We start from the raw sequence: 24,535 nt of genomic DNA, 5'->3' as shown, positions 1-24,535 counted from the left end.
TAGCTATCACACTCCATTCAAGTTATTTGATTTCTTTAATTGAATCTTCAAGCTAACAGCCATACCAATAGAGGCTAATGGCGTTTTTCTTATCAGCGCTTTATAGCCTAGCTCTTAGTAATTCAGAGAACGTGGGAGGTAGGAGTTCATCGATATAGCTGTCATTGAACTCGACTAGCCTCGCCAACGCCTCGGGGTCGGGCAACTTCACGTGTTGGCGGTCTCGAATCACCAGTCCCTCCTCACGCAGCATTGAGAAGGTCCGGCTCACGTGTACCGGGCTCATCCCCAGTGCGTCGCTAATCAGCTCCTGAGTAAGCGGCATGAGGAAGCTATTGTCCTCCACGTCCCCGATCCGCTTGAGTCGCAGATAGATTTCGTAGAGAAAGTGAGCCAGTTGCTCGTGGGCGGAATACTTACCGAGGTATATCAGCCTCTCAGAGAGGAGTGCTTGCTGACGCATCGCTGTGGCCATGATACCGACAGCTAGGTTCGAACGCCCAAAGAGTTCAAAAAGCTGCTGATATGAGAACGGATAGATCACACCTTTATTAATCATCGATGCACTTGACAGTCGACGGGTGAAGCCAAAATCGCGAATGCCGACGATATCCCCGGGGAGGTAGAACTTGAGGATCTGCTTCGAACCATTTTTCAAGTTGCGATATGAGTATGCCCATCCCTCCTTGACCACACAGAACAGATCAGCAACCGCACTCTCCTGCCATAGCACCTCGCTGGCTGACATATGCCGGGGGTTGAGCTCAAGGCCCAGCAACACCGCCTTGTCTTCAGGAGACAGCGCACCTTGGATACTAAGGCCCCGCATCACTACTGTATCAAGGAGAGCCACTCTATTACCTCTCAGACATATGATTTATTAACGTTATTCTAATACATATGCCTACATTGCTAACGTAACATAGGTTATAGATAGTGTGCATTATCAACCGTTTGCGTGAAGTTTAACTGATCGCCGTTAGGAAGAACCTGTAGACAGCATTTGGCACTAGGCCTGCTTGGCTGTCGATAATCAGGGTGAAACGTCGCTGGGAGAACATTCGCACGGTGTAAAGAAAACGACCACATTACGTATTGCAACAGCTATCGGCAACAAAGCCATGGCGCCTATCTAACTGGCGATTGCGGGTGGTGCTTGACCTTTGTCTGAAAAGCATTTTCATGACCAAATTTTTATGAGCAGGGTCAGGCTCTACAGATTAGGGTTACTGAGGCGGGTGGGAGTCTGGCAAATCAACTTTTTATAGCGACTTTTAATAGGGCCATAATGATATAACAGTGCGCGTTGACACTTTGTGCGCTAATATCAATTCTCAAAAGCTGGTTTGATACAGCTTAATTTTGGTCAATTGATTGATTCATACAGGTATATATCATGAGCAAAGGACAAGACAGTAAAAAAAACGTCAAGAAGAAACCACTGTTAACTGCAAAAGAGAAGAAAGCTGCAAAATCATCAAAGAAAAGCGAGACCAATGTACTAGGGCATTAAACGAACCTAGCTACCAAAGTTCTGCGGTGCCCTGTCAAGCCTAGTATTCGAAAAGCAATATTGTCTAGGCACCGATTATAACAACCAAACTTCATCAGCTATAATAGTTTTAAACAGCTACTTTATGCTCTTTAACCCAGATACAACCCGTAAAATGTTTAAAAAGTTGTTGCCAACTTTGTTTTCTGACATTGCAGTAGTATCATAATTTTTTCGGCGTTTACTGGGCGACTTAACAAAAAGCCCTGAACAAACGGGCACTCCATTTCTCTTAAGCGAAGTAATTGAGGCAGCGTCTCGACACCCTCAGCGGTGATATCAATATTCAGAGCTCGCCCCAAAGACAATATACTTCTGACGATAGCATCACTGCGATGGTAAGCCATCATTCTGGATACAAATGACTGGTCGATTTTGATGGCGTCAATTGGGTAGCGATCAATGTAGCCGAGTGCGCTGTACCCGGTACCAAAATCATCCAATGCTATACGAACACCGAGCTCTCGAATGCCCTCCAGCACTTGCGCTATTGTTTCCGGCTGGTGAAGAAAAACGGACTCAGTGATTTCGACCTGAAGATCATGGGCGTCGATACCTGTCTGAGCAAGGATATCTTTTATCTGGCTAACATACCCTGTTCGGTTAAGCTCTACACCCGACACATTCACGTTCAGATGCAACTCCAGTTCGGGGAACGCTGCCTTCCAACGTTGCAGTTCAGCGCACCCTTTATGCATGACCCAGCTACCTAATTCGTGTATGACTCCGATATCCTCAGCCACAGTGATGAAGCGATCAGGAGATACTGGACCGAGCACCGGATGAAGCCATCTCACTAGGACTTCTGCACCGCATATCTCATCAGTAAGCGTGCTGTAAATTGGTTGATAGACAACAGAAAATTCATCATTCGCTAGAGCCTGCTTTAGAGCATTCTGCATCACCAGCGCGTCGATAGCCGCTTCACGCATTGATACATCGAACAAAGCCCATCGCCCCCGGCCCTGCTTTTTGGCTACATACATTGCAATGTCTGCATCTCGAAGCAGATCTTCTGGCGAGGAATGTGTTAGATCAGCGGTCACGATGCCTATGCTGCAAGAGGTAAAAATATCATGCCCGTCAATGACAACCGGCAAACTTAATTGACCGACAATGCGCTGAGCAAGCTCGTTCGCCAAAAAAGATTGATTCTCACCAATAAGCAGGATAGCAAACTCATCTCCGCCGACCCTGGCTAATATATCGTCTTCTCTAATACAGTTTTCGAGTCGCCGTGCGACTACTTTGAGAAGTATGTCTCCCGCCCGATGACCTAGACTGTCGTTTACAAATTTAAATCTATCAAGATCCAGGAAAAGTACTGTGGCAGCGGGTGTGAGCTCATGACCACTATTATTAAAAACACCCAACAAGAGCGCCATTAAGTATGCCCGGTTATGCAACGACGTTAAGTCATCATGGTAAGCGGCATATGACAACGCTTCTTCAATGCGCTCTCGCTCCTCTAAACGACTTTCCAAGGCAACCTTTTCTTCTCGATCCGTAAGCGCCTGTATGGCTAAATACTCGGACTTCTTACGCTCACTGATATCCCGCTGCACGGACACCCAATGCGTGAACCAGCCTTTCTCGTTAGCCACGGGGACAATGCTTAGCTCGACCCAAAATTTGCTGCCATCGCGGCGGGTATTGATGAGCTCGACTTCAATTGGTTGCCAGCTTGAAAGCGCTTTTCGGATGAGATCCAGCGTTGCACGGTTAGTGTCATCACATTGTAGAATTCGTGGCGTCTGCCCGATGACTTCAGATAACGTGTATCCCGTCGTGCTTAAAAAAGCCGGATTGCAATAAACGATCCTTGGTCCAGGCTGATCAATGGGCTCTGCTTCTGTAATCAGGATTGCGTCCTTCGCATTCACCACCACTGACTCCAACAAGCGAAGGCGTTCAATAAAAGGTTTTTGTTTCGGGAGGAATAATCCTGTTTGTAATTGAAGAACTTGACCAATTAGCGCCGCATGTGTCTGCAAGGCATACACTTGAGCAGTACTTAACCGTTGTTGTGGCAAAGGACTGCTGACAAATAATACCCCTATTATTTTATCTTCTTCACTCCATATAGCGACGCCAACAACAAATTGATGCCCAAGGATGCGTAGCTGGTGAAAATAAGCAGGAAGAGTCTGACCTAATGCATCATTGATGATGATGGGTTGCCTATTAGTTAGGCTTAATTTCAACCAGCTTTCAATTGAGTCATCAAAAAGAAGTTGGGAGTCACCTCCGTAACTTGCTAACAGGTTCCAATTAGCCTCTGCACCGCCTACCAGGAACCCGTTTGGGCAATCTGCCGAGTAAGCTGCAGCCTTGACTAGCAAATTCAAAGCAGTTTGACGCGATTCGTTGATAACAGAAGCCATTTTGATTGCCTGTATGAAGCATTATTCCTAATAAATATTAAGAATTAATTAGCGGCGCCTTACCATCCTAATACGCATCGTGAAGAAATAGTATTAGATGACGAGCACATCATAAAAAGACTGCAACATCAGCGAACACGGTATGCTTATGCTTATTGACAACACTGCTGCGGGGTAACGTACTCAATGATGAATTCCCACTGGATACTGGGCCCAGGTGCCATTGGTCGCCTGTTGGCTCATTCGCTTTCACCCTTAGCTGATACCACTCTCATTGGTCGTCGAGCGCTGCCTGAACGGCAAACGCTTACCACGCCGGAAGGCAAGCAGCATGTAAAGCGTTTAATTGTGCTCACTGTTACCAAGTTGGCTTCTGAACCACATAAATCGCCCGCCTATGTACATATCACGACCAAAGCGATGGCTGCTGAAGCAGCACTTGAAAACCTCGCCAGCGCTATCCCCCCTTCCACTCCGCTTGTACTATGGCAAAACGGTTTTTTGGCGCAGCCGCGAATTAACCAAACCTGGACTGGGCCGGTGCTGTGCGCGACCACCACTGAAGGCGCTTATCTAACCGGTGATGATGGCGTCGTGCATGCAGGCCGTGGGCATACCTATGTTGGCGATTTGAATAATCAGCACGGCGAGTTGGCGGAAACACTTGCGCAGGCATTAACCCAGGCAGGTATTGCCGCCACGGCAGTGGATGATATTCGCCAACGGCTGTGGCAAAAGCTAGCGGTGAACGCGGCGATTAATCCGCTTGTAGCGCTACATGGCGTACGTAACGGGGAATTACGCGGTGATGGCTATGCAGACCGTGTGGTGGCGGTAGTTAAGGAAGTTGCATCGATTATGTTTGCCGAAGACATTCAGCCGCCCAATAACGGCCAAGGTGAAGAAGCATGGTTGGCGTTGGTGTGGCAGGTGGTTGAGAGCACCGCGAACAATAAGGCGTCGATGTTGCAGGATGTTGAGGCCAAGCGCCTCACCGAACGTGGAGCGATTCTGGGGCCGTTGATTGAGAGCGCCGAGCGACATGGCTTGGGAATCGTGGTATTAAAAGGGTTAGATGATGAGTTGGCAGCGGTGGAGGCGAGGTTTTAGTCGCCTTCCATTGGGGCAGCTTCGCTGCCCTCCCGCATGCGCCTCGGCTGTTTGCTCCTCACGCCCTCGTTACCACGCTCTAAAACTTCGCTTACCTAATCCACGCCCAGGCATCATGTAACGGGGATCATCACGACTTTTTGGAAGCTGGGTAACTCGCTGAGCTGTTGGTACCAGCGTTCAAGGTTGGGGTGGGTTTTCCAGGTTAGGCCGCTGTTGAAGAGATTGTAGAAAAACGGTGCCATTGCAATGTCGCCCAGACCAAATTCGTCTCCGGAAAACCAAGTCTGTTTCGCTAGAGCGTTATCCATTATTTCAAATAGCGCTTCGCACTCTTTCACCGCTGCTTCGATGGCGGCGTTATCGCGTTTTTCAGGCGGGGTTCTTACATAGCCCATCAATATTTTACGGTGGTTTGGGGTGAGCGTGCTATTGGCCCACTCCATCCACTTCTCCATCTGGGCACGCTTGGCGGGCTCTTCAATCCATAGCTTGCTCTGGCCATACTGGGCAGCCAAGTAGCGAATAATAGCGTTGGATTCCCACAGTACGCTATTGGTGGCGTCGTCTTTGAGTAGCGGCACTAAACCAGTGGGGTTCATGGCTAGGTACTCTGGGGTGTTGTTTACCCCGTGCTGAAGACCAGCTTGGATTTGCTTGAAAGTTAGTTCCAGCTCTTCCAGTACCCACAGCACTTTTTTGACGTTGGTGGAGTTGTTGCGGCCCCAAAGCGTAATCATGGTTGTCCTTTTTATTTGAGGATAGTGAGGAAGCTGAGTTTGCCGTGTGTGGGGGTGGGTGGCAAGTTGGTTGGCTTTGGTTTTGGCTTTATGGGGCATGGTGGGGATGCAGGGGGAGGCTTTGCCGCCCATCGCGGGTGCCTCATATCGCTCGTTCCTCGCGACATTCGTTACCGCGCGCTACACCCCCTATCCTCTTACTTCTTACGCTTCATCTTGATATAGCTTCATCAGGCTGGAGAAGTCGAGCTTGCCGTTGCCTTTGGCTTTGTGCAGGGTGAACAGTGAGCGGGCGGCGGAGCCCATGGGCACGGCGGAGGCGCTTTGTTGGCTGACATCCATGGCTAGCCCCAGATCCTTGATCATCAGGTCTACCTGGAAACCGCCTTGATAGTTTTTAGACGCCGGTGCATTTTCCATGACGCCTGGGTAGGGATTGTAAACATTGAGTGCCCAATTGCCGCCAGAACTCTGCTTCATGATTTCCGAAAGCACCGCGGGATCAAGGCCGTTCTTAACGCCCATATTGATTGCTTCACAGGTGCCTGCCATTAAGATGGATAGCAGCATGTTGTTGCACACCTTGGCCACCTGCCCCGCGCCATGGTCACCGGCGTGGAAGATGTTTTTACCCATTACGTCCAGCACTAACTTGGCCTGTTCGAATTGAGCTTCTGAGCCGCCTACGATAAACGTCAGCGTGCCTGCTTGCGCGCCACCCACTCCGCCGGAAACCGGCGCATCGACAAAGCCAATACCCAGCTGCTCGCCTTCAGCGGCGACGCTACGGGCGGTATCGGCATCGATGGTAGAGCAGTCGATCACCAGCGCGCTCTGCTTGATCACTTCGAACAGCGGGGTATCACCCTCTACATACAGTCCGCGAACATGCTTGCCTGCGGGCAGCATGGAGATTACGAAATCTGCACCGGTGGCGGCCTCTTGAGCCGAGAAAGCCACTTCGCAGCCGTTGGCTTCGGCGGTCTCTAGTGCGTCTTCAGAAAGATCAAAGGCGCGCACGTTAAAGCCTGCTTTTGCCAGGTTGGCAGCCATCGGACCACCCATATTGCCTAAACCGATAAACGCGACAGTTGTCATCTCTTTTGTCCTTATTATTTGTGTACGAAGGTTAAATCTAGGTCTTCTCGTTAGCCTAGATCAGCCAGAGGGTTCTTATCCCACGGCGAGCCTAGCAGTTCATCAATAAAGCTTTGTTCTACCAAAGCTACCTCCGGGTAAGTCCACGCCGGTTGGCCATCTTTATCAACCAACAGCGCGCGCACGCCTTCGGGAAACTCACGGTGACGGCAGCACTGTACCGAAAGCGCCATTTCGGATTGGAACACTTCCGCCAGTGACATGTACTTGGCGCGTTTGAGCTGCTCATCAATTAATTTAACGGAGACCGGGCTTCCGTGAGCAAGCGTTTGCTGTGCTTTGCTGAACCATTTATTGTCACTTTTGACCGCCGCAATGGCCTCGATAATTTGCTCAACGCTGTCGTGATCCATAAGCTCGCGAATTAGCGGAGAGTGCTGGTAAACCGGCGCATCCAGTTCGGCAAATACCGGCTGCGAAGTTTGCTCAAGCTCACGCATAATGCGATTAACCACGCCATTAGCATCGGTATCCTCGCCTTTCCCCCAACGGGCTTCGGTTAGCTGCTGCAGCATGGAGTCACGGTGGTGGCTGGCGATACAGCGGTCAGCCAAGCCAAGGTGAACTGCATCCGGTGCGTTGATTTGGCAGCCGGTCATGGCCAAAAAGCGCCCTATACCGTTGGAGAGCCGATTCAAAAACCAGCTGGCACCCACATCCGGATAAAGACCGATAGTGACCTCTGGCATTGCTAAACGGGAGGTTTCGGTTACTACACGATGGCTGCTGGCACTTAATAGCCCCATGCCACCGCCCATCACAATGCCATTACCCCAGCAAATCACTGGTTTGGGGTAGGTATGGAGGAGATAATCGAGCCGATATTCGGTCTCGAAAAAGCGCTCAGGAAAGCTGGGGTCGCCCTGGCCGGTAATCGCTTTGTAGAGGTTTACGACATCCCCTCCGGCACAAAACGCTTTCTCGCCTGCGCTATCCAGCAGTATCGCCACTACCCGCTCGTCGGTTGCCCAACCATGCAAACGAGGCAACATCTCTTCGCACATCTCAAGCGTTAGCGCATTAAGCGAGCGCTCAGCGTTGAGCTTAATCTCGGCAATTACATGGCCATCGCCAGTAGGGTGTTCGGTAAACAGTACGCTACTCATTGGCATTCCTTATCCGTGACGATCATATTTACCCCGCTACAGCTCAGTGGCACCTTCAGCCAATACCCGACGGGAGATGATCAGGCGCATGATTTCATTAGTGCCTTCCAGAATACGGTGTACCCGGGTATCGCGCACGTAGCGCTCCATAGGGTACTCCTTGATATAACCGTTGCCGCCGTATAACTGCAGCGCTTCATCGCATACTTTGAATCCCACATCGGTAGCAAAGCGCTTGGCCATGGCACAGTAGGTCGTAGCATCGGCGTGACCTGCATCCAACTTAACGGCGGCCATGCGCACTAACTGTCGTGCGGCGACCAGCTCAGTGACCATATCGGCCAAGCGGAACTGCAGCGCCTGAAACTCAGCTAAGCGCTTGCCGAACTGTTTGCGCTCAAGCATGTACTCACGCGCTTTATTGATCGCCTGCTGGGCAGTACCGATTGAACAAGTGGCAATGTTAATCCGTCCACCATCCAGGCCCTTCATGGCAATTTTGAAGCCGTCGCCTTCGTTACCGAGCAGATGATTAGCGGGCACCCGTACCTCTTCGAAAGTGATCATGCGCGTAGGCTGGCTGTTCCAACCCATTTTCTCCTCTTTGCGCCCGTAGCTGATGCCATCGCTGTTGGCATCTACGGCAAACGCGGAAACGCCTTTGGCGCCCTCGCCGCCGGTGCGCGCCATCACCACCAGAAAATCAGTACTACCGGCGCCGGAGATAAACATCTTGCTGCCGTTCAGTACGTAATGATCGCCATCGCGTTTAGCGGTGGTTTTCAGTGAAGCGGCGTCTGAACCGGCGTTGGGCTCGGTCAAACAGTAAGAGCCCAGCAGCTCGCCCGTCGCTAGCTTTTCGCCCCACTGCTCTACCACTTCCGGCATGCCGAAATCCGCCAGCATCCAGGTGACCATGTTGTGAATGGTCAGATACGCGGTGGTTGAGGTGCAGCCCATGGAGAGCTGTTCAAAAATAATGCTGGCGTCCAGGCGCGAAAGCCCTAGCCCGCCTACGCTTTCTGGCGCATAGAGTGAGCAGAACCCCAGCTCGCCTGCTTTACGAATCACATCAACCGGAAAGAACGAGGTTTGATCCCACTCGGCCGCATGGGGCTCTAGCTCGTTTTGGGCAAACGCCCGCGCCATATCGGCAAAGGCGACCTGATCTTCATTGAGTTCAAAATTCATGGCGTATCTCCGCGAATGCGCGTGCGCACTGCTGTTGTCGTTATAATTGACGTTAACGTTAACTTATCCATTTACCCGCCCACAAGCAACATGCTCGCGTTTGCGACCTTAGGTGTAGGCGCTCAACTTTTGCGTTGAAAAACGGATAATAAAAAAAGGGCGCCAACCGGCGCCCAACAGGAAGTACTTATAAGTACGGGACAGAGAGAGTGCAGTAGTTCGCAAAGGAGTTACTTAAAGTTTTTGCGGTACATCTTGTCCAGTTCACCAATGATCCCGCTGCGGAAGCTGAGAACACAGATCACAAAGATTATGCCCAAAATCACGCTCACCCAGTTACCCAGCGGTGATTGCGCCAAAATATGCTGAAGGCTGACCACAATACCTGCGCCCATTAAAGGACCCAGTAAAGTACCCACGCCGCCCAGCAGGGTCATCAAAATTACCTCTCCGGACATATGCCAGTGCGCATCGGTCAGTGAGGCTAGCTGGAATACGACGGTTTTGGTGGAGCCGGCAAGCCCTGCCAAGCCTGCAGAGATCACAAACGCCACCAGCTTGTAGGCATCAACGTTGTAGCCTAGCGACACCGCACGGGGCTCATTTTCACGAATCGCTTTTAGCACTTGGCCGAACGGTGAATGCACCGTGCGCTGAATAAGCGCGAAGCCAAAGATGAAGATCGCAAACACAAAGTAGTACATCGCTAGATTGCTGCTCAGGCTGATAAGCCCAAACAGTTCGCCACGCGGCACGCCGTGCAAACCATCTTCACCACCGGTAAAAGGTGCCTGAACAAACATGAAGTACACCAGCTGGGCGATCGCCAAGGTCACCATGGCAAAATAGATGCCCTGACGACGAATAGAGAGCACCCCAAACACCACCCCAAGCAGCGTGGCCAGTAAAGTACCCGCAATAATGCCTAGCTCAGGCGTCAACCCTGGATAGCTCGCCAACAGATAACCGGTTACGTAGCCGCCGGTGGCCAGGAACGCCGCATGGCCGAATGACAACAGCCCCGCATAGCCCAGTAGCAGGTTAAAGGCACAGGCAAACAGCGCAAAACAGAGCACTTTCATTAAAAACACGGGATAGGCTAAAAATGGTGCCACCAGCCCCGCCACTATTAGCGCCAAATAGAACATGTTACGGCGAAACTTCGCTCGCTTCTGGCGTTCAAGCACCACCGATGGCGCGGTCATTGTTTGTGATTCTGCCATGCTATGCCTCCTTACCGAACAGCCCGACTGGGCGCAACATGAGCACGAGGATCATGACGAGGAAAATCACCGTATTAGAGGCCTCTGGGTAGTACACTTTGGTTAAGCCTTCGATGATCCCCATGGCAAGACCGGTAATAATGGCACCTAGAATCGAGCCCATCCCGCCGATCACCACTACCGCAAACACCACAATCAGTAGGCTGGAGCCCATGGTCGGCGATACTGGATAGAGCGGCGCTGCCAGCACACCGGCAAATGCTGCCAGGCCAACACCGAAGCCATAAGTGAGGGTGATCAGCAGCGGTACGTTGACACCAAAGGCCTGCATTAACTGCGAGTTTTCAGTGCCCGCACGCAGGTAGGCTCCCAGCCGCGTCCGCTCGATCATAAACCAGGTAAACAGACACATCGCCAGCGCCGCCACCAGCACCCAGGCGCGGTAAGTGGGCAGGAACATAAAGCCAAGGTTCAAGCCACCCTGGAGGATCTCAGGCGTTGCATAGCGCGCGCCGGAAACACCGAAGAAGTTGACCAGCGTGCCTTCGAAAATCAGCGCCAGCCCAAACGTCAGCAGTAGCCCATAGAGATGATCTAAATGAGCAATGCGACGCAGTAAGAAGCGCTCTAGAAGAACGCCAAAAGCGCCAACCACCAGCGGCACCAGAAACAGCGCCAGCCAGTAGTTGATACCTAAATAACGAAAGCCTAACAGTGCGGCGAAGGCCCCCAGCATGTATTGCGCCCCGTGGGCAAAGTTGACGATCTTCAACAGGCCGAAGATGACCGCCAGGCCCAGGCTAAGCAGTGCGTAAAAGGCCCCATTCACCAGGCCCAGCGTTAGCTGCCCCATGAAGACGGCCAATGGCACGCCGAATATCATCGTCATAACGCGACTCTCCTCGCCGTCAAACAGTTGGCGGCAACTTGCCGCCAACCGGTTCTACACGTCTCTTGCACTTGCTATCTGGTTCAAAAATTAGTTCTGCACCAGTTTGCACTGGCTTTCAGATAGCGGGCGGTAGGCTTCTTCGGCGGGAATGGTGCTGAGGATTTCGTAAAGATCCCACTCACCGGTGGACTCTTCAGGTGTTTTTACCTGGGCCAAGTACATGTCGTGAATCATACGGCCATCTTCACGAATGGTACCGTTCCGAGCAAAGAAGTCTTCAACCGGCATTTCGGCCATTTGTGCGCGCACGGTTTCAGGGTCGTCGGTGCCAGCCGCTTCAACGGCTTTCAGGTAGTGCATGGTGCTGGAGTAGATACCCGCCTGTACCATGGTGGGCATGCGACCCACTTCATCAAAGTAACGCTGTGCCCATTCACGGGACTGCTCATCCATATCCCAATACCAGCCGGTGGTGAGCAGCAGCCCTTGGGTCGCTTCTAACCCTAAGGCATGTACGTCATTCAAGAAAATCAATAGGCCCGCTAGCTGCTGGCCAGATTGGGTAATACCAAACTGACTGGCGGTCGTAATGGCATTAACGGTGTCAGCACCTGCGTTGGCAAGGCCAATAATTTTCGCACCAGAGCCTTGCGCCTGAAGGATGTAAGAGGAGAAGTCATTGGTTGGGAACGGGTGGCGTACGCCGCCGACAATTTCACCGCCGCTCTCTTCCACGACTTTGGTTACGTCGGCCTCAAGGGCATGACCGAAAGCGTAGTCTGCCGTCAGCATGAACCAGCTGTCGCCGCCCTGCTCGACTACCGCTTTAGCGGTTCCGTTGGCGAGCGGATAGGTGTCGTATACCCAATGGATATGGTTTGGCGTGCAGTGTTCATTGGTAATGCTAGAGGCTGCAGAGCCGGAGACGATGCCCAGACCATTGTTCTCTTCAAGTACCTTAGTAACCGCAATCGACACGGAGGAGGCGACCAAGCCCGCCACCATATCGACGTTATCCTGATCGATCCAGCCGCGCACGGTGTTAGCACCCACGTCGGCACTGTTACGGTCATCCGCGCTAAATACTACGATCGGACTACCGTTAACGCTGCCGCCAAAATCTTCGACCGCCATTTCCAGCGCGGCTTCACCACCCGGGCCTGCTAAGTCACGGTAGGTGCCGGACATATCAGCGAGATAGCCAATACGGATTTCACCATCGCTCATGTCCGCCTGAGCAGTAGACACAGCAAGGCTTGAAGCTGCCGCAACGGCGATGCTGGCAGCCAGCGTTTTTTTCATAAAAGTCATGTTCGTCTCCTGGCCCTTTGGGCCTTTGTTGTTGTGTAACGACGTTCTGTTGTCTGTTTTAAGAGCTAATTACTGCTTGAAAAACGAACTAATATTAAGTTTTTGTGAGCTGTATAGCGTTGGCATTAAGAGCGTTTAACAAGTAGCGAGTCATGCTTGGTAAGTAGTAGATAAATAGTATTAGTGCGTTATACCCCTAGCATTGAGTTGAGATGTTCCCGGCGCGATGGCAACTGCGCGGCGCTGATTTCTTCGACAATCTGACCGTGATCCATCACGAAGTGGCGGTCTGCCAACGGTGCTGCAAAGCGGAAGTTCTGCTCCACCAGCACAATGGTCATACCCAGGTCCTTAAGCTGAACCAACACTTCTGCCAATTTCTGAACGATAACCGGCGCAAGTCCTTCGGTAATTTCATCGAGTAACAGCATGCGCGCACCGGTGCGTAAAATGCGTGCCATGGCCAGCATCTGCTGCTCACCGCCAGAAAGACGCGTGCCCTGGCTTTTACGCCGCTCATAAAGATTAGGAAACATGGCGTAGATTTCATCTAAGCTCATACCACCTGAGGAAACTGTGGGGGGCAGCAGTAGATTCTCCTGCACATCTAAACTGGCGAAAATACCGCGCTCTTCGGGGCAGTAGCCAATACCCAGACGAGGTATATGGTGCGCCTTCATTTGCAGTGTTTCGTTGCCATTAATCACAATAGAGCCGGTACGCCGCCCTACCATGTTCATAATGGATTTTAAGGTGGTGCTACGGCCTGCGCCGTTGCGACCTAGTAACGTAACCAGTTCGCCGCGTTTTACATCGAAATTCACGCCATGCAGGATGTGCGATTCGCCGTAATACGCGTGTAAATCTTTTACTCGCAACATTTCCCGGCTTAGTGAATTCTGCACTGGTGCCTGGGCTTCAGCAGTATTCATACGTGAGCACCCTCTTCTTCCGCAGCGTCGCTGCCCATATAAGCTTCACGCACCAGCGGGTTGCGCGACACGCTTTGATAATCGCCCTCCGCTAAAACAGCGCCTCGCGCTAATACGGTGATCCGATCACACAGGCGGCTTACTACGCTTAAGTTATGCTCCACCATTAACACTGTGCGCCCCTGCGACACACGCTTAATCAGCGCCACGATGCGGTCAACATCTTCAGCGCCCATGCCCTGGGTGGGTTCATCAAGTAGCATCATGGTAGGGTCCAGTGCCAGCGTGGTGGCCAGTTCCAGTGCCCGCTTGCGCCCGTAGGGCATTTCTACCGTTAGGGTATCGGCGTACTCACGCAGCCCCACCTCTTCGAGCAACTCAAGGGCGCGCTCATTAAGGTGATCCAGGGATTTCTCGGATTTCCAGAAGTGGAACGACGTGCCCAGCTTGCGCTGCAGCGCTACCCGCACATTCTCAAGTGCGGTCATGTGGGCAAATACGGCTGAAATCTGAAACGAGCGCACCAAGCCTAGTTGAGCAATCTCATTAGATTTTTTGCTGGTGATCGACTTACCGCGGTACAAAATATCGCCACGAGTGGGCGGCAGAAACTTGGTCAGCAGATTGAAAACGGTGGTCTTGCCCGCGCCATTGGGGCCAATCAGCGCGTGAATATGCCCTTCCTGTACCTGGAGATTGACATCGTCCACGGCGGTAAAACCGCGAAACTCTTTGGTCAGCCCTCGGGTTTCGAGGACAGGTCCCTGAAGGACATCGTTTGCACTCATAGAGTGGCAAGCCTCTTATTGTTGTTGTGCTAAATCTTTACAGACATGGCAGAAGCGGCTGCATCTGCCTTACCTGAACGTAAGGTGTATGTGCAAACTAGCAACTCTCGCTATAGCAATACAATTACAACTTTGGTCTATCGATGGGATCATGCTGAATTAACAACTGCTTTCAAACCATAAGTATCAATCACTTAAATCATTTCAACGCTTTTCAACTGCTCTCAACAATAGCTTTACGTTAACGTAAACTTGTTTTAGCCTCAGTGGCAGTGTTCCATAGGCGTCATATCTTTGGAATGATTCATAGGAATGGTCCTTAGGAACAACGCCTTTTTGAGAGAACGTCGCCATGAGCAAAACTTACTCGATTAGTGAACTGGCCAGCGAGTTTGATTTAACCACCCGCAGTATTCGCTTTTATGAAGATCAGGAGCTGCTCCACCCCTCCCGGCGTGGGCAAACCAGGGTTTACAGCAGTAAAGACCGAGTGCGGCTGAAACTCACCATTCGGGGCAAGCGGCTAGGGTTCTCATTGGCAGAGATTCGCGAGCTATTCGAGCTTTGGGACGAAACCCGCAGCGGCAGTAAAAAGCAGCTGCATTTGATGCTCAGCAAAATTGGCGAGCGCCGTGCGGCGCTAGATCAACAAATGAAAGACATTACGATGGTTCAGCTAGAGCTTGAAAGCGCTGAGATTCGCTGCCGCCAAGCGTTAGAAGAACTGCATGAGAAGCAGAATGAAGAAGAGCGTTCAGGCTCCACTGATAAAGCCTCGTCACCCTCTTCCGCCACTATGCACTGATGCGCCACGCGTGATCACGCCAGCTCGATTAACCAACGCAGCTAGTCAGTATAAATTGTTAACACAAATAATTAACAACAGGTGATTGACCATGTTTTCACACTACTCAGAACTCAACTTCGGTCTTGAAGACGAACTGAACATGCTGCGCGAGCAGGTCAACGCCTTTGCCGCCAGCGAGATCGCCCCCCGTGCGGCCGAAATCGACCGCAACAACGAGTTCCCTAACGATTTGTGGAAGAAATTCGGCGACATGGGATTGCTGGGGATTACCGTCTCTGAGGAGGATGGCGGCAGTGGCATGGGCTATCTCGCCCATTGTATCGCCATGGAAGAGATCTCCCGGGCCAGTGCCTCAGTTGCGCTCTCTTACGGCGCCCACTCCAACCTGTGCGTTAACCAGATCAAGATCAACGCCTCCCCCGAGCAGAAAGCCAAGTACCTGCCCAAGCTGATCAGTGGCGACCACGTAGGCGCGTTGGCCATGTCGGAACCCGGCGCAGGCTCTGATGTGGTTTCAATGCAGCTGCGCGCCAAGCTAAATGGCGACCACTACATCCTTAACGGCAACAAAATGTGGATCACCAACGGTCCGGATGCGGATGTGCTGGTGGTCTACGCCAAAACCGATCCCGAAGCCGGTTCCAAAGGCATTACCGCCTTTATTATCGAAAAAGGTATGCCCGGTTTTACTACGGCCCAGAAGCTCGACAAGCTGGGCATGCGCGGCTCCAACACCTGCGAGCTGGTTTTCCAGGACTGTGCCGTGCCTGCTGAAAATATCCTCGGCGGCGAAGGCAAAGGCGTACGCGTATTGATGAGCGGTTTGGATTACGAGCGCACCGTACTCGCCGCTGGCCCCATCGGCATTATGCAGGCCGCCATGGATGTGGTGATGCCTTATATCCACGAGCGTAAGCAGTTCAACCAGTCGATTGGTGAGTTCCAGCTGGTACAGGGCAAGGTGGCGGATATGTACACCACCCTGAACGCCTGCCGGGCCTACCTTTATGCCGTAGCGGGTGCATGTGACCGCGGCCAGACCTCCCGCAAAGATGCCGCTGGCGTCATTCTCTACTGCGCCGAAAAAGCCACTCAGGTAGCCCTGGATTCCATTCAGTTGCTGGGCGGTAACGGCTATATCAACGAGTACCCCACCGGGCGCCTGCTGCGTGACGCCAAGCTGTATGAAATCGGCGCGGGCACCAGCGAGATTCGGCGGATGCTGATTGGCCGCGAACTCTTCACCGAAAGTAAGTAAGGGTCCTGCCATGAGCTCCATTTCCACTCAGATCAATCCCCGCAGCGATGTGTTTCAAGCCAACGAAGCCTCCATGCTGGGTGAAGTCAACAAACTGCGTGAGCTGACCGCCGCCGTCGCCCAAGGTGGCGGTAGCAAAGCCCGCGAGCGCCACGAAAGCCGCGGCAAGTTATTTGTACGTGATCGCATTGATCACTTGATCGATGAAGGCTCGCCGTTTTTAGAGTTTTCCGCCCTGGCGGCCCATAACATTTACGATAGTGAAATCCCTGCCGCGGGCGTGGTCACCGGTATTGGTCGGGTTTCCGGCGTCGAGTGCGTGATTGTCGCTAACGACGCCACGGTAAAAGGCGGCACCTACTTCCCGCTCACGGTGAAAAAGCATATTCGCGCCCAGGAGATCGCCCGCAAGCATCGCCTGCCGTGCATTTATTTAGTCGATTCCGGCGGTGCCTTTCTGCCCCGCCAGGACGAAGTATTTCCCGACCGCGACCACTTTGGGCGCATCTTCTACAACCAAGCCACCATGTCCGCCGAAGGTATCCCGCAAATCGCCGTGGTGATGGGTTCCTGCACCGCGGGCGGCGCCTACGTGCCTGCGATGGCGGATGAGTCGATTATCGTTAAAGAGCAGGGCACAATTTTCCTTGGTGGCCCACCCCTCGTAAAAGCCGCCACCGGCGAAAGCATTAGCGCTGAAGACCTGGGCGGTGCCGATGTGCATGCCAAAGTCAGCGGCGTAGCAGACCACTACGCGGAAAACGATGCCCACGCGCTGCAGCTGGCCCGTGCCTGTGTATCCCGGTTGAACTGGCAAAAGCGCGGCAAGCTCGCCATGCAGGCACCTAAGCCGCCCAAGCTCGACCCTGCTGAGCTGTACGGCATTGTCGGCACCGATCTGAAAAAGCCCTACGACGTGCGCGAAGTGATTGGCCGCATCGTCGATGACTCCGACTTTGACGAGTTCAAGCGCTACTACGGCGAAACCCTGGTCACCGGCTTTGCGCATATTCACGGCTTCCCAGTGGGGATCGTAGCCAACAATGGCGTGCTGTTTTCAGAAAGCGCTGTCAAAGGCGCGCACTTTATCGAGCTCTGCGCCCAGCGCAAGATTCCGCTGATCTTCCTCCAAAACATTACCGGCTTTATGGTCGGCTCCAAGTACGAACACGAAGGCATTGCCAAGCACGGCGCCAAATTGGTTACTGCCGTGGCCTGTGCCAAGGTTCCCAAGTACACGGTGCTGATTGGTGGCAGCTTCGGCGCTGGCAACTACGGTATGTGTGGCCGCGCTTACGACCCCAACCTGCTGTTTATGTGGCCCAACGCGCGCATTTCCGTGATGGGCGGTGAGCAGGCAGCGGGCGTACTGGCCCAGGTTAAGCGCGAGCAACATGAGCGCGAAGGCCGGGAGTGGAGTAAAGAAGAAGAGGAAGCCTTTAAGCAGCCCACCCGCGAGCAGTATGAGCACCAAGGCCACCCCTACTACGCCAGCGCCCGCTTGTGGGATGACGGGGTGATTGATCCGCTGCAAACCCGCGATGTGCTAGGGCTCTCTCTAGCTGCCGCGATGAACGCAGAAGTCGAAGAGACACGCTTCGGCGTGTTCCGGATGTAGGGGGCAATCACCATGGCTTACTCAACACTAATGATAGAAAACGGCGTGGCGCGCCTGACCTTAAACCGCCCCGATGTACATAACGCATTTGACGATAGTTTGATTGCTGAACTGAACGCCCACCTTGACCAGCTAAATAGCCTTGCAGAAGCGGGTGAGGTGCGCGTAGTGGTGCTGGGGTCTGAAGGCAAAAGCTTCTCTGCGGGTGCCGACCTAAACTGGATGAAGCGTATGGTCGATTACGACCTGGAGGATAACCTCGCCGACTCCCGCAAGCTTGCCGCGCTGATGCATGAGCTCGATACGCTGCCCTGCCCCACGATTTGCCGTGTTCAGGGTGCTGCCTTTGGTGGCGCGGTGGGCCTTGCCGCCTGCTGTGATGTGGTCATCGCTTCTGAAAAAGCGAAATTCTGCCTATCGGAAGTCAAAATTGGCTTATCGCCCGCGGTCATCAGCCCTTACGTGCAGCGCGCACTGGGCGAGCGGCAGATGCGCCGCTACGCGTTAACGGCGGAAGTGATGGATGCCGAAACAGCGCTTAAGCTCGGCTTGGCCCATCAAGTGGTGGAGCACGAAGCATTAGACACTGCTGTTGATACCATGCTGACGACGCTATTGGCAGGCTCACCTCAAGCTCAGCGCGCCACTAAAGCACTAATGGCCACGGTGGCCCAAGCACCTGACAGTGACGATACCCGCGAGCATACCTGCCAAGTGATCGCCAAGCTGAGGGTAAGCCAAGAGGGCCAAGAGGGTTTATCAAGCTTCTTTGAAAAGCGCCGCCCCGTCTGGGCTGATTCTAATAACACACTCCACGCTTCGGAGCGTCGCTCATGAGCCACACATCAGTAACTGAAAACGCCGCTCGCAAAACGCCTTTTGATACCCTGCTGGTCGCCAACCGCGGCGAAATCGCGTGCCGTGTAATGCGCACTGCGCGCCGCATGGGCCTGAAAACTGTCGCCGTATACTCCGATGCTGATGCCACGGCCCGCCACGTTCGTGAAGCCGATGAAGCCGTGCGGTTAGGCCCCGCCGCTGCGCGCGAAAGCTACCTTAATATCGATGCCGTGATCGAAGCTGCCAAGCGTACCGGCACCGGCGCTATTCACCCCGGCTACGGCTTTCTCTCCGAAAATGGCAGCTTCGTCAAAGCCCTTGAAGAAGCCGGTATTACCTTTGTCGGCCCGCCAGCCTCAGCGATTGCCGCCATGGGTGATAAATCCGCCGCTAAAGCGCGCATGGCCAATGCGGGCGTACCATTAGTGCCCGGCTACCATGGCGATAACCAGGATGACGCCCTGCTGCGCAGTGAAGCCGACAAGATCGGCTACCCCGTAATGCTCAAAGCCAGCGCGGGCGGCGGCGGTAAAGGGATGCGTGTTGTGGAAAGCGGTGATGTTTTTCAGGCCGCGTTAGATGGCTGCCGCCGTGAATCCAAAGCCGCGTTCGGCGATGACCGCATGCTGATCGAAAAATACCTGGTGCAGCCACGTCATGTGGAAGTCCAGGTATTCTGCGACCGCCATGGCAACGGCGTTTATCTATTCGAGCGAGACTGCAGCGTTCAGCGCCGCCATCAAAAAGTGATCGAAGAAGCCCCCGCCCCCGGCATGACCGCCGAGCTGCGCAGCGCCATGGGCGATGCCGCCGTGCGTGCCGCCCAGGAGATCGGCTATGTGGGCGCGGGCACCGTCGAGTTCCTTTTAGACATCGACGGCTCGTTCTACTTTATGGAGATGAACACTCGCCTCCAGGTCGAGCATCCCGTCACCGAGATGATCACCGGCCAGGATCTGGTCGAGTGGCAGTTACGTGTGGCCATGGGCGAACCGCTTCCCTGCACCCAGGATGAGCTAACGATTACCGGCCATAGCTTTGAAGCGCGTATCTACGCCGAAGACCCGGATCAGGATTTCCTACCCGCTACCGGTCTACTCACCCGCTTTGCGCTGGATTTAGAAGGCGCGGGCCTGAGCGCTGACCAAGTACGCCTGGATAGCGGCGTGGAGAGCGGCGATACGGTGTCGATGCACTACGACCCCATGCTCGCCAAACTTATTGTGCACGGTGCCGACCGTGATGCGGCACTAGCCACGCTTAACCGCGCCTTGGCGGCGCTGGACGTACAAGGCGTCGTGACCAACCGCGCCTTCTTAATGCGCCTGGCAACCCATCCCGGCTTTAAGAATGTGGAGCTGGATACGCGCTTTATCGAGCGCAACGAGGCCACGCTTTTTGCCCCGCGTACTTACAGCATGGAGGCCTACGCCAGCGCGGCGCTAATCGGCCTTCATCAGCTTGCCCAAGAGTGCGAAAGCGATTCGCCCTGGGATCGCCACGATGGCTTCCGGCTAAATGCGCCCCACACCATTCGCATTGCGCTCTGCGACCCTTCGGACGTCCAAGCCTCTGATAAAGATGACGCGGTAGTGATCGTTGAGGGTAAACGCAACGCGGGCGAAGCGCTCTGGAACCTTACCATTGGCGATGACACCCTGACTGCAAGCCTGCAACCGCTGACCGGCGATGCGGTCGCCGTTACCCTGAATGGCCATCGACGTCGTTTGCAAGCGCGCCGCGATGGGCATGTGGTTGTCATGGCTGACCCAAGCGGTGAAACGCGGCTATTCTGGCGTCGCATTGATGCCATCGACCACGGTCACCACGAGGCGGAATCCACCCTAACGGCACCGATGAACGGCACCGTGGTTGCACTGCTGGTCGAGCCCGGCGTGGCGGTTGAAAAAGGCATGCCGCTAATGGTGATGGAAGCGATGAAAATGGAGCACACCATGACCGCCCCCGCCGATGGCAGCGTAGAGACCTTCCACTTCCAGGCAGGTGATACGGTTAATCAGGGCGCCGTGTTACTCGACTTTGCGGCCAACGAATAGGAGTAGATCCCTTATGCCATTGCCTACGTCCGTTAAGCTGTTTGAAATGGCCCCTCGGGACGGCCTGCAAAACGAGCCGGGAGGCATCGTACCGACCGCGACTAAAATTGCCCTTATTGAGCGGCTTGCTAAAGCGGGTATCACGCATATTGAAGCGGCCAGCTTCGTATCACCCAAGTGGGTGCCGCAAATGGTTGATGCCGTTGAGGTGATGGCTGGCATTAAGCGCCAGCCCGGCGTGGTTTACTCCGCGCTGACGCCCAACCTGAAAGGGCTGGAAAATGCCTTAACGGTGGGCGTGGAAGAGGTGGCGGTATTTGGCGCCGCGTCTGAAGCCTTCTCGCAAAAGAACATTAATTGCTCGATTGCCGAGTCACTGGCGCGCTTTGAACCCGTACTAGAGCGCGCCCGCGATGCGGGCATTCGCGTACGCGGCTACGTTTCATGTGTATTGGGCTGCCCCTACGAAGGCGAGATCGCTCCGGCCAAAGTGGCTGAAGTGGCCAAGGCGCTTTATGAGATGGGCTGCTACGAGGTATCACTCGGCGACACCATCGGCGTCGGCACACCGCTGGCCGCTAAGCGTATGATCGAGGCCACTCGCCAACACGTACCGATTGAGTTTCTAGCTGCCCACTTCCACGATACCTACGGCATGGCATTGGCTAACCTGTATGCGGTGATGGAGGAAGGCGTCAGCGTGATCGATGCGGCAACGGCAGGCCTGGGTGGCTGCCCCTATGCGAAAGGCGCTTCGGGCAATGTGGCCACCGAAGACGTGCTCTATCTGCTTGAAGGTCTAGGCATTGAAACGGGCATCGACCTGCAGGCGGTGATTGATACCGGCTTCTGGATCACCCATGAACTAGGCCGCAAGCCCAGCTCCAAGGTTGCCCTGGCAAAAGCATCAGCGATTGAAAATAAAAACTAAAAAAGCAGCTAACTATTCTCTGCCTTCCCGTTCGGACAAGAAAAATATCGGAGAGTCTCAACATGTCTTCACCAGCACTCACTGCACCCAGCTACTCCAGCAGCATGGCGGACAAGCCGCTACTCGGCATGACCATTGGCGATAAGTTTGACCAGATCGCCACCCAATATGCCGATAACGATGCGCTGATTGTACTGCATCAGAATATCCACTGGAGCTATCGCCAGCTCCAGGAAGAGGTCAATCGCTGTGCCCGTGCCCTGCTCGCTATCGGTGTTAACAAAGGCGACCGTGTGGCCATCTGGGCGCCCAATTGCAGCGAATGGACGCTAACTCAGTTCGCCACTGCCAAGATTGGCGCCATTCTGGTCAACATCAATCCCTCTTACCGCACCCATGAATTGGAGTATGCGCTGAATCAATCCGGTGCGCGCTTTATGGTCACCGCCAACAGCTTCAAAAGCTCTGACTACAGCGCCATGCTCTACGAGCTGGCGCCAGAACTGAACGCCTGCGCCGAAGGCCAACTCAAGTCACAAAAGCTGCCTGACCTTGAGTGCATTATCAATTTAAGCAGTGAAAAGCTCAGCGGGATGTGGCGCTGGTCAGACCTAATGAGCGAGGCCAACAAGGTCAGCCAAACCGATGTTGACGATCTCCAGGCGACGCTTCAGTTTGATGACGCGATTAATATCCAGTACACCTCTGGCACCACCGGCTTCCCTAAAGGCGCGACGCTCTCCCACCACAATATTCTCAATAACGGCTTTTTTGTGGCAGAAAGCATGGGCTTTACTAGCGAAGACCGCCTGGTGATTCCGGTGCCGCTTTACCACTGCTTTGGCATGGTGATGGGGAACCTGGGCTGCATGACCCACGGTGCCACCATGATCTACCCGGACGAGGGCTTCGACCCAGGCAAAGTGCTCAAGGCGGTACACGAACAGAAAGCCACCGCGCTGTATGGCGTGCCGACCATGTTTATCGCCGAGTTGGATCACCCGGATTTCCCCAGCACTGACCTCTCATCCCTGCGCACCGGCATTATGGCGGGCTCGATCTGCCCCGCTGAAATCATGAAGCAGGTCATCAATAAAATGAACATGAAGGGCGTGCAGATCGCTTACGGCATGACGGAAACCAGCCCGGTCTCTACCCAGACCGGCGCCAATGACAGCATCGAGAAGCGCGTTTCCACCGTGGGTCGTACCCAACCGCATCTGGAAAATAAAATTGTCGACCCCGGCAACGGTGGCATCTTGCCCCGTGGCGAAATTGGCGAGCTTTGCACTCGCGGCTACAGCGTGATGCTGAAATACTGGAACAATGACAAAGCCACCGCTGAAGCCATCGACGAAGCAGGCTGGATGCACACCGGCGACTTGGCCACCATGGATGAAGAGGGCTATATCCAGATCGTCGGACGCATTAAAGATATGGTGATTCGCGGCGGTGAAAACGTCTATCCCAAAGAGATCGAGGAGTTCTTATACGCCCACCCGGCGATTTCTGAGGTGCAGGTCACCGGCGTGCCGGATAAGAAGTATGGTGAAGAGCTGATTGCCTGGGTAAAACTCAATAGCACCGCGGGCGAAGTCACCGGTGAAGAGCTGCGCGAGTACTGCAAAGGCAAAATCACCCACTTCAAAATTCCGCGCTACTTTAAGTTCGTTGATGAATTCCCGATGACCGTCACCGGCAAGATTCAGAAATTCAAGATGCGTGAAATTTCCATCCAAGAACTGGGCTTGGATCAAGAATCGTAAGCGATGATTCCCTCCAACCCTTTAGCAGATCACTATCAGCGCGCCCTGCGCGCTGATGAGGTGCTGGCGCAAATTGATGCCCACTACCCCGCTGGCCCCACGCTGCATCAACTGGCTCCCTTGGATCAGTTGCATATTGGTGGGGTGGCAGCCTCCGCTCGTTTGCTAAACTTACTCAATCCGACCACTCATAGGCAGGTACTGGATATTGGCGCGGGGTTGGGCGGTTTGATGCGGCTGGGAGCGTCACTGGGCTTTCAGATGACCGGGCTGGATATTACCCATGGCTTCAGCGCGCTAAACAGAGCGCTTAGCTCGCGAGTTAACCAATCTGACGCGCTACCACTTGCCTGGGTAACCGGCGACGCGAGTGCCCTGCCGTTTGCCGATAACAGCTTTGATGCCGTGCTGTTTCAACATAGCCTGTTAAATATGCCTGATGCCAGCAGAGTGCTCGCTGAAAGTCGCCGCGTGCTGCGCTCAGGTGGCCAAATCGTAATGCACGAAGTGGTGAGTGGGCCCAATGTGGCGCAACTTCGCTACCCGGTACCATGGGCTGCCTCCTCTGGGCACTCCCACTTACTCACCCTGGTGGCGTTAAACCGCTTGCTTGAAGTGAGCGGATTTACCCTTCAGCACGTCGAAGATTGGAGTCATACAGCCCTAGAGTGGCGCCAGCACCAGCGTCAAAAAGAGCAGGCGCCACGCCAAGCGGTGCTATCTCCACAGTGGGTCTTTGGCGAACGTTTCCTGACCATGGGCAAAAACCTGGTGGATAATCTGGCCAATGACGCAATTAAAGTGGTGGAAATCCGAGCCTGTTGCTAATCTGAATGGGAATAACTTTTTTCCTACCCATGGCGATATAAC

The 24,535-nt window shown here is 53.8% G+C and carries 20 protein-coding genes; 9 read left to right on the top strand and 11 right to left on the bottom strand.

All coding sequences use genetic code 11. The annotated features are described in order from the left end of the window. Positions 1-100: 100 nt before the first annotated feature. Positions 101-829, bottom strand: a complete 729-nt coding sequence (locus MLE19_RS03235) for a Crp/Fnr family transcriptional regulator (RefSeq protein WP_240716620.1) — start codon at positions 827-829, stop codon at positions 101-103. 842 nt (positions 830-1,671) lie between these two features. Further along, the gene (locus tag MLE19_RS03230) at positions 1,672-3,936 is read right to left on the bottom strand and encodes a putative bifunctional diguanylate cyclase/phosphodiesterase (RefSeq protein ID WP_240716619.1); all 2,265 of its coding nucleotides are present in this window, start codon (positions 3,934-3,936) and stop codon (positions 1,672-1,674) included. A gap of 189 nt (positions 3,937-4,125) precedes the next feature. Here MLE19_RS03230 and MLE19_RS03225 point away from each other — a divergent pair, with 189 nt between their 5' ends. Beyond that, positions 4,126-5,046, top strand: coding sequence for a ketopantoate reductase family protein (locus MLE19_RS03225; RefSeq protein WP_240716824.1), 921 nt, complete (start codon positions 4,126-4,128; stop codon positions 5,044-5,046). A 113-nt stretch (positions 5,047-5,159) separates the two neighbouring features. On the opposite strand, the gene MLE19_RS03220 is transcribed toward MLE19_RS03225, so the two are convergent. The 9 genes from MLE19_RS03220 to MLE19_RS03180 form a co-directional block, all read right to left on the bottom strand. Then, positions 5,160-5,786, bottom strand: a complete 627-nt coding sequence (locus MLE19_RS03220) for a glutathione S-transferase family protein (protein WP_240716618.1) — start codon at positions 5,784-5,786, stop codon at positions 5,160-5,162. Positions 5,787-5,990: 204 nt separating this feature from the next. Beyond that, the gene (gene mmsB, locus MLE19_RS03215; RefSeq protein WP_240716617.1) at positions 5,991-6,884 is read right to left on the bottom strand and encodes a 3-hydroxyisobutyrate dehydrogenase; all 894 of its coding nucleotides are present in this window, start codon (positions 6,882-6,884) and stop codon (positions 5,991-5,993) included. A 50-nt stretch (positions 6,885-6,934) separates the two neighbouring features. Next, entirely contained in the window at positions 6,935-8,050 is a 1,116-nt protein-coding gene (locus MLE19_RS03210) for an enoyl-CoA hydratase/isomerase family protein (RefSeq protein WP_240716616.1), read from the bottom strand. Between the two features lie 36 nt (positions 8,051-8,086). Next, on the bottom strand, positions 8,087-9,241 hold the full coding sequence (locus MLE19_RS03205) for an acyl-CoA dehydrogenase family protein (protein ID WP_240716615.1): 1,155 nt from the start codon (positions 9,239-9,241) through the stop codon (positions 8,087-8,089). Positions 9,242-9,471: 230 nt separating this feature from the next. Then, complete coding sequence (locus MLE19_RS03200) at positions 9,472-10,464, bottom strand: branched-chain amino acid ABC transporter permease (protein WP_240716614.1); 993 nt, start codon at positions 10,462-10,464, stop codon at positions 9,472-9,474. 1 nt (position 10,465) lies between these two features. After that, positions 10,466-11,353, bottom strand: a complete 888-nt coding sequence (locus MLE19_RS03195) for a branched-chain amino acid ABC transporter permease (RefSeq protein WP_240716613.1) — start codon at positions 11,351-11,353, stop codon at positions 10,466-10,468. A gap of 90 nt (positions 11,354-11,443) precedes the next feature. Continuing rightward, positions 11,444-12,667 (bottom strand): ABC transporter substrate-binding protein, encoded by a 1,224-nt coding sequence (locus MLE19_RS03190; RefSeq protein ID WP_240716612.1) that lies wholly within the window; start codon positions 12,665-12,667, stop codon positions 11,444-11,446. Positions 12,668-12,855: 188 nt separating this feature from the next. After that, positions 12,856-13,599 (bottom strand): ABC transporter ATP-binding protein, encoded by a 744-nt coding sequence (locus MLE19_RS03185; protein WP_240716611.1) that lies wholly within the window; start codon positions 13,597-13,599, stop codon positions 12,856-12,858. Then, the gene (locus MLE19_RS03180; protein ID WP_240716610.1) at positions 13,596-14,387 is read right to left on the bottom strand and encodes an ABC transporter ATP-binding protein; all 792 of its coding nucleotides are present in this window, start codon (positions 14,385-14,387) and stop codon (positions 13,596-13,598) included. The genes MLE19_RS03185 and MLE19_RS03180 overlap by 4 nt, the downstream gene beginning before the upstream one ends. Positions 14,388-14,739: 352 nt before the next feature. Here MLE19_RS03180 and MLE19_RS03175 point away from each other — a divergent pair, with 352 nt between their 5' ends. From MLE19_RS03175 to MLE19_RS03140, 8 genes are all read left to right on the top strand, one after another. Further along, positions 14,740-15,192: a MerR family transcriptional regulator gene (locus MLE19_RS03175; protein ID WP_240716609.1), complete on the top strand. Its 453-nt coding sequence runs from the start codon at positions 14,740-14,742 to the stop codon at positions 15,190-15,192. A gap of 91 nt (positions 15,193-15,283) precedes the next feature. Further along, positions 15,284-16,453, top strand: coding sequence for an isovaleryl-CoA dehydrogenase (locus MLE19_RS03170; RefSeq protein WP_240716608.1), 1,170 nt, complete (start codon positions 15,284-15,286; stop codon positions 16,451-16,453). Between the two features lie 10 nt (positions 16,454-16,463). Next, on the top strand, positions 16,464-18,071 hold the full coding sequence (locus MLE19_RS03165; protein WP_240716607.1) for a carboxyl transferase domain-containing protein: 1,608 nt from the start codon (positions 16,464-16,466) through the stop codon (positions 18,069-18,071). 12 nt (positions 18,072-18,083) lie between these two features. Further along, positions 18,084-18,908, top strand: a complete 825-nt coding sequence (locus MLE19_RS03160) for an enoyl-CoA hydratase/isomerase family protein (protein ID WP_240716606.1) — start codon at positions 18,084-18,086, stop codon at positions 18,906-18,908. Continuing rightward, positions 18,905-20,968 carry an acetyl/propionyl/methylcrotonyl-CoA carboxylase subunit alpha gene (locus tag MLE19_RS03155; protein ID WP_240716605.1) on the top strand — a complete coding sequence of 688 codons (2,064 nt, stop codon included), beginning with the start codon at positions 18,905-18,907 and terminating at the stop codon, positions 20,966-20,968. Before MLE19_RS03160 ends, MLE19_RS03155 begins: the two co-directional genes overlap by 4 nt. Before the next feature lie 13 nt (positions 20,969-20,981). Further along, the gene (locus tag MLE19_RS03150) at positions 20,982-21,899 is read left to right on the top strand and encodes a hydroxymethylglutaryl-CoA lyase (protein WP_240716604.1); all 918 of its coding nucleotides are present in this window, start codon (positions 20,982-20,984) and stop codon (positions 21,897-21,899) included. A 62-nt stretch (positions 21,900-21,961) separates the two neighbouring features. Next, complete coding sequence (locus tag MLE19_RS03145) at positions 21,962-23,665, top strand: AMP-binding protein (RefSeq protein WP_240716603.1); 1,704 nt, start codon at positions 21,962-21,964, stop codon at positions 23,663-23,665. Between the two features lie 3 nt (positions 23,666-23,668). Further along, positions 23,669-24,493, top strand: coding sequence for a class I SAM-dependent methyltransferase (locus MLE19_RS03140; protein ID WP_240716602.1), 825 nt, complete (start codon positions 23,669-23,671; stop codon positions 24,491-24,493). Positions 24,494-24,535: the final 42 nt, after the last annotated feature.

The sequence above is a fragment of the Vreelandella neptunia genome (genome assembly GCF_022489065.1).
GTDB lineage: Bacteria > Pseudomonadota > Gammaproteobacteria > Pseudomonadales > Halomonadaceae > Vreelandella > Vreelandella neptunia_A.
The sequence above is the reverse complement of the archived record's forward strand: the minus strand, read 5'-3'. Positions and strand labels throughout refer to the sequence as shown.

Excerpts from the sequence above, each read along its gene's own strand:
- MLE19_RS03235 (WP_240716620.1), bottom strand. The coding sequence starts at position 829 with ATGCGGGGCCTTAGTATCCAAGGTGCGCTGTCTCCTGAAGACAAGGCG.
- MLE19_RS03230 (WP_240716619.1), bottom strand. The coding sequence starts at position 3,936 with ATGGCTTCTGTTATCAACGAATCGCGTCAAACTGCTTTGAATTTGCTA.
- MLE19_RS03225 (WP_240716824.1), top strand. The coding sequence starts at position 4,126 with ATGAATTCCCACTGGATACTGGGCCCAGGTGCCATTGGTCGCCTGTTG.
- MLE19_RS03220 (WP_240716618.1), bottom strand. The coding sequence starts at position 5,786 with ATGATTACGCTTTGGGGCCGCAACAACTCCACCAACGTCAAAAAAGTG.
- mmsB (WP_240716617.1), bottom strand. The coding sequence starts at position 6,884 with ATGACAACTGTCGCGTTTATCGGTTTAGGCAATATGGGTGGTCCGATG.
- MLE19_RS03210 (WP_240716616.1), bottom strand. The coding sequence starts at position 8,050 with ATGAGTAGCGTACTGTTTACCGAACACCCTACTGGCGATGGCCATGTA.
- MLE19_RS03205 (WP_240716615.1), bottom strand. The coding sequence starts at position 9,241 with ATGAATTTTGAACTCAATGAAGATCAGGTCGCCTTTGCCGATATGGCG.
- MLE19_RS03200 (WP_240716614.1), bottom strand. The coding sequence starts at position 10,464 with ATGGCAGAATCACAAACAATGACCGCGCCATCGGTGGTGCTTGAACGC.
- MLE19_RS03195 (WP_240716613.1), bottom strand. The coding sequence starts at position 11,353 with ATGACGATGATATTCGGCGTGCCATTGGCCGTCTTCATGGGGCAGCTA.
- MLE19_RS03190 (WP_240716612.1), bottom strand. The coding sequence starts at position 12,667 with ATGACTTTTATGAAAAAAACGCTGGCTGCCAGCATCGCCGTTGCGGCA.
- MLE19_RS03185 (WP_240716611.1), bottom strand. The coding sequence starts at position 13,599 with ATGAATACTGCTGAAGCCCAGGCACCAGTGCAGAATTCACTAAGCCGG.
- MLE19_RS03180 (WP_240716610.1), bottom strand. The coding sequence starts at position 14,387 with ATGAGTGCAAACGATGTCCTTCAGGGACCTGTCCTCGAAACCCGAGGG.
- MLE19_RS03175 (WP_240716609.1), top strand. The coding sequence starts at position 14,740 with ATGAGCAAAACTTACTCGATTAGTGAACTGGCCAGCGAGTTTGATTTA.
- MLE19_RS03170 (WP_240716608.1), top strand. The coding sequence starts at position 15,284 with ATGTTTTCACACTACTCAGAACTCAACTTCGGTCTTGAAGACGAACTG.
- MLE19_RS03165 (WP_240716607.1), top strand. The coding sequence starts at position 16,464 with ATGAGCTCCATTTCCACTCAGATCAATCCCCGCAGCGATGTGTTTCAA.
- MLE19_RS03160 (WP_240716606.1), top strand. The coding sequence starts at position 18,084 with ATGGCTTACTCAACACTAATGATAGAAAACGGCGTGGCGCGCCTGACC.
- MLE19_RS03155 (WP_240716605.1), top strand. The coding sequence starts at position 18,905 with ATGAGCCACACATCAGTAACTGAAAACGCCGCTCGCAAAACGCCTTTT.
- MLE19_RS03150 (WP_240716604.1), top strand. The coding sequence starts at position 20,982 with ATGCCATTGCCTACGTCCGTTAAGCTGTTTGAAATGGCCCCTCGGGAC.
- MLE19_RS03145 (WP_240716603.1), top strand. The coding sequence starts at position 21,962 with ATGTCTTCACCAGCACTCACTGCACCCAGCTACTCCAGCAGCATGGCG.
- MLE19_RS03140 (WP_240716602.1), top strand. The coding sequence starts at position 23,669 with ATGATTCCCTCCAACCCTTTAGCAGATCACTATCAGCGCGCCCTGCGC.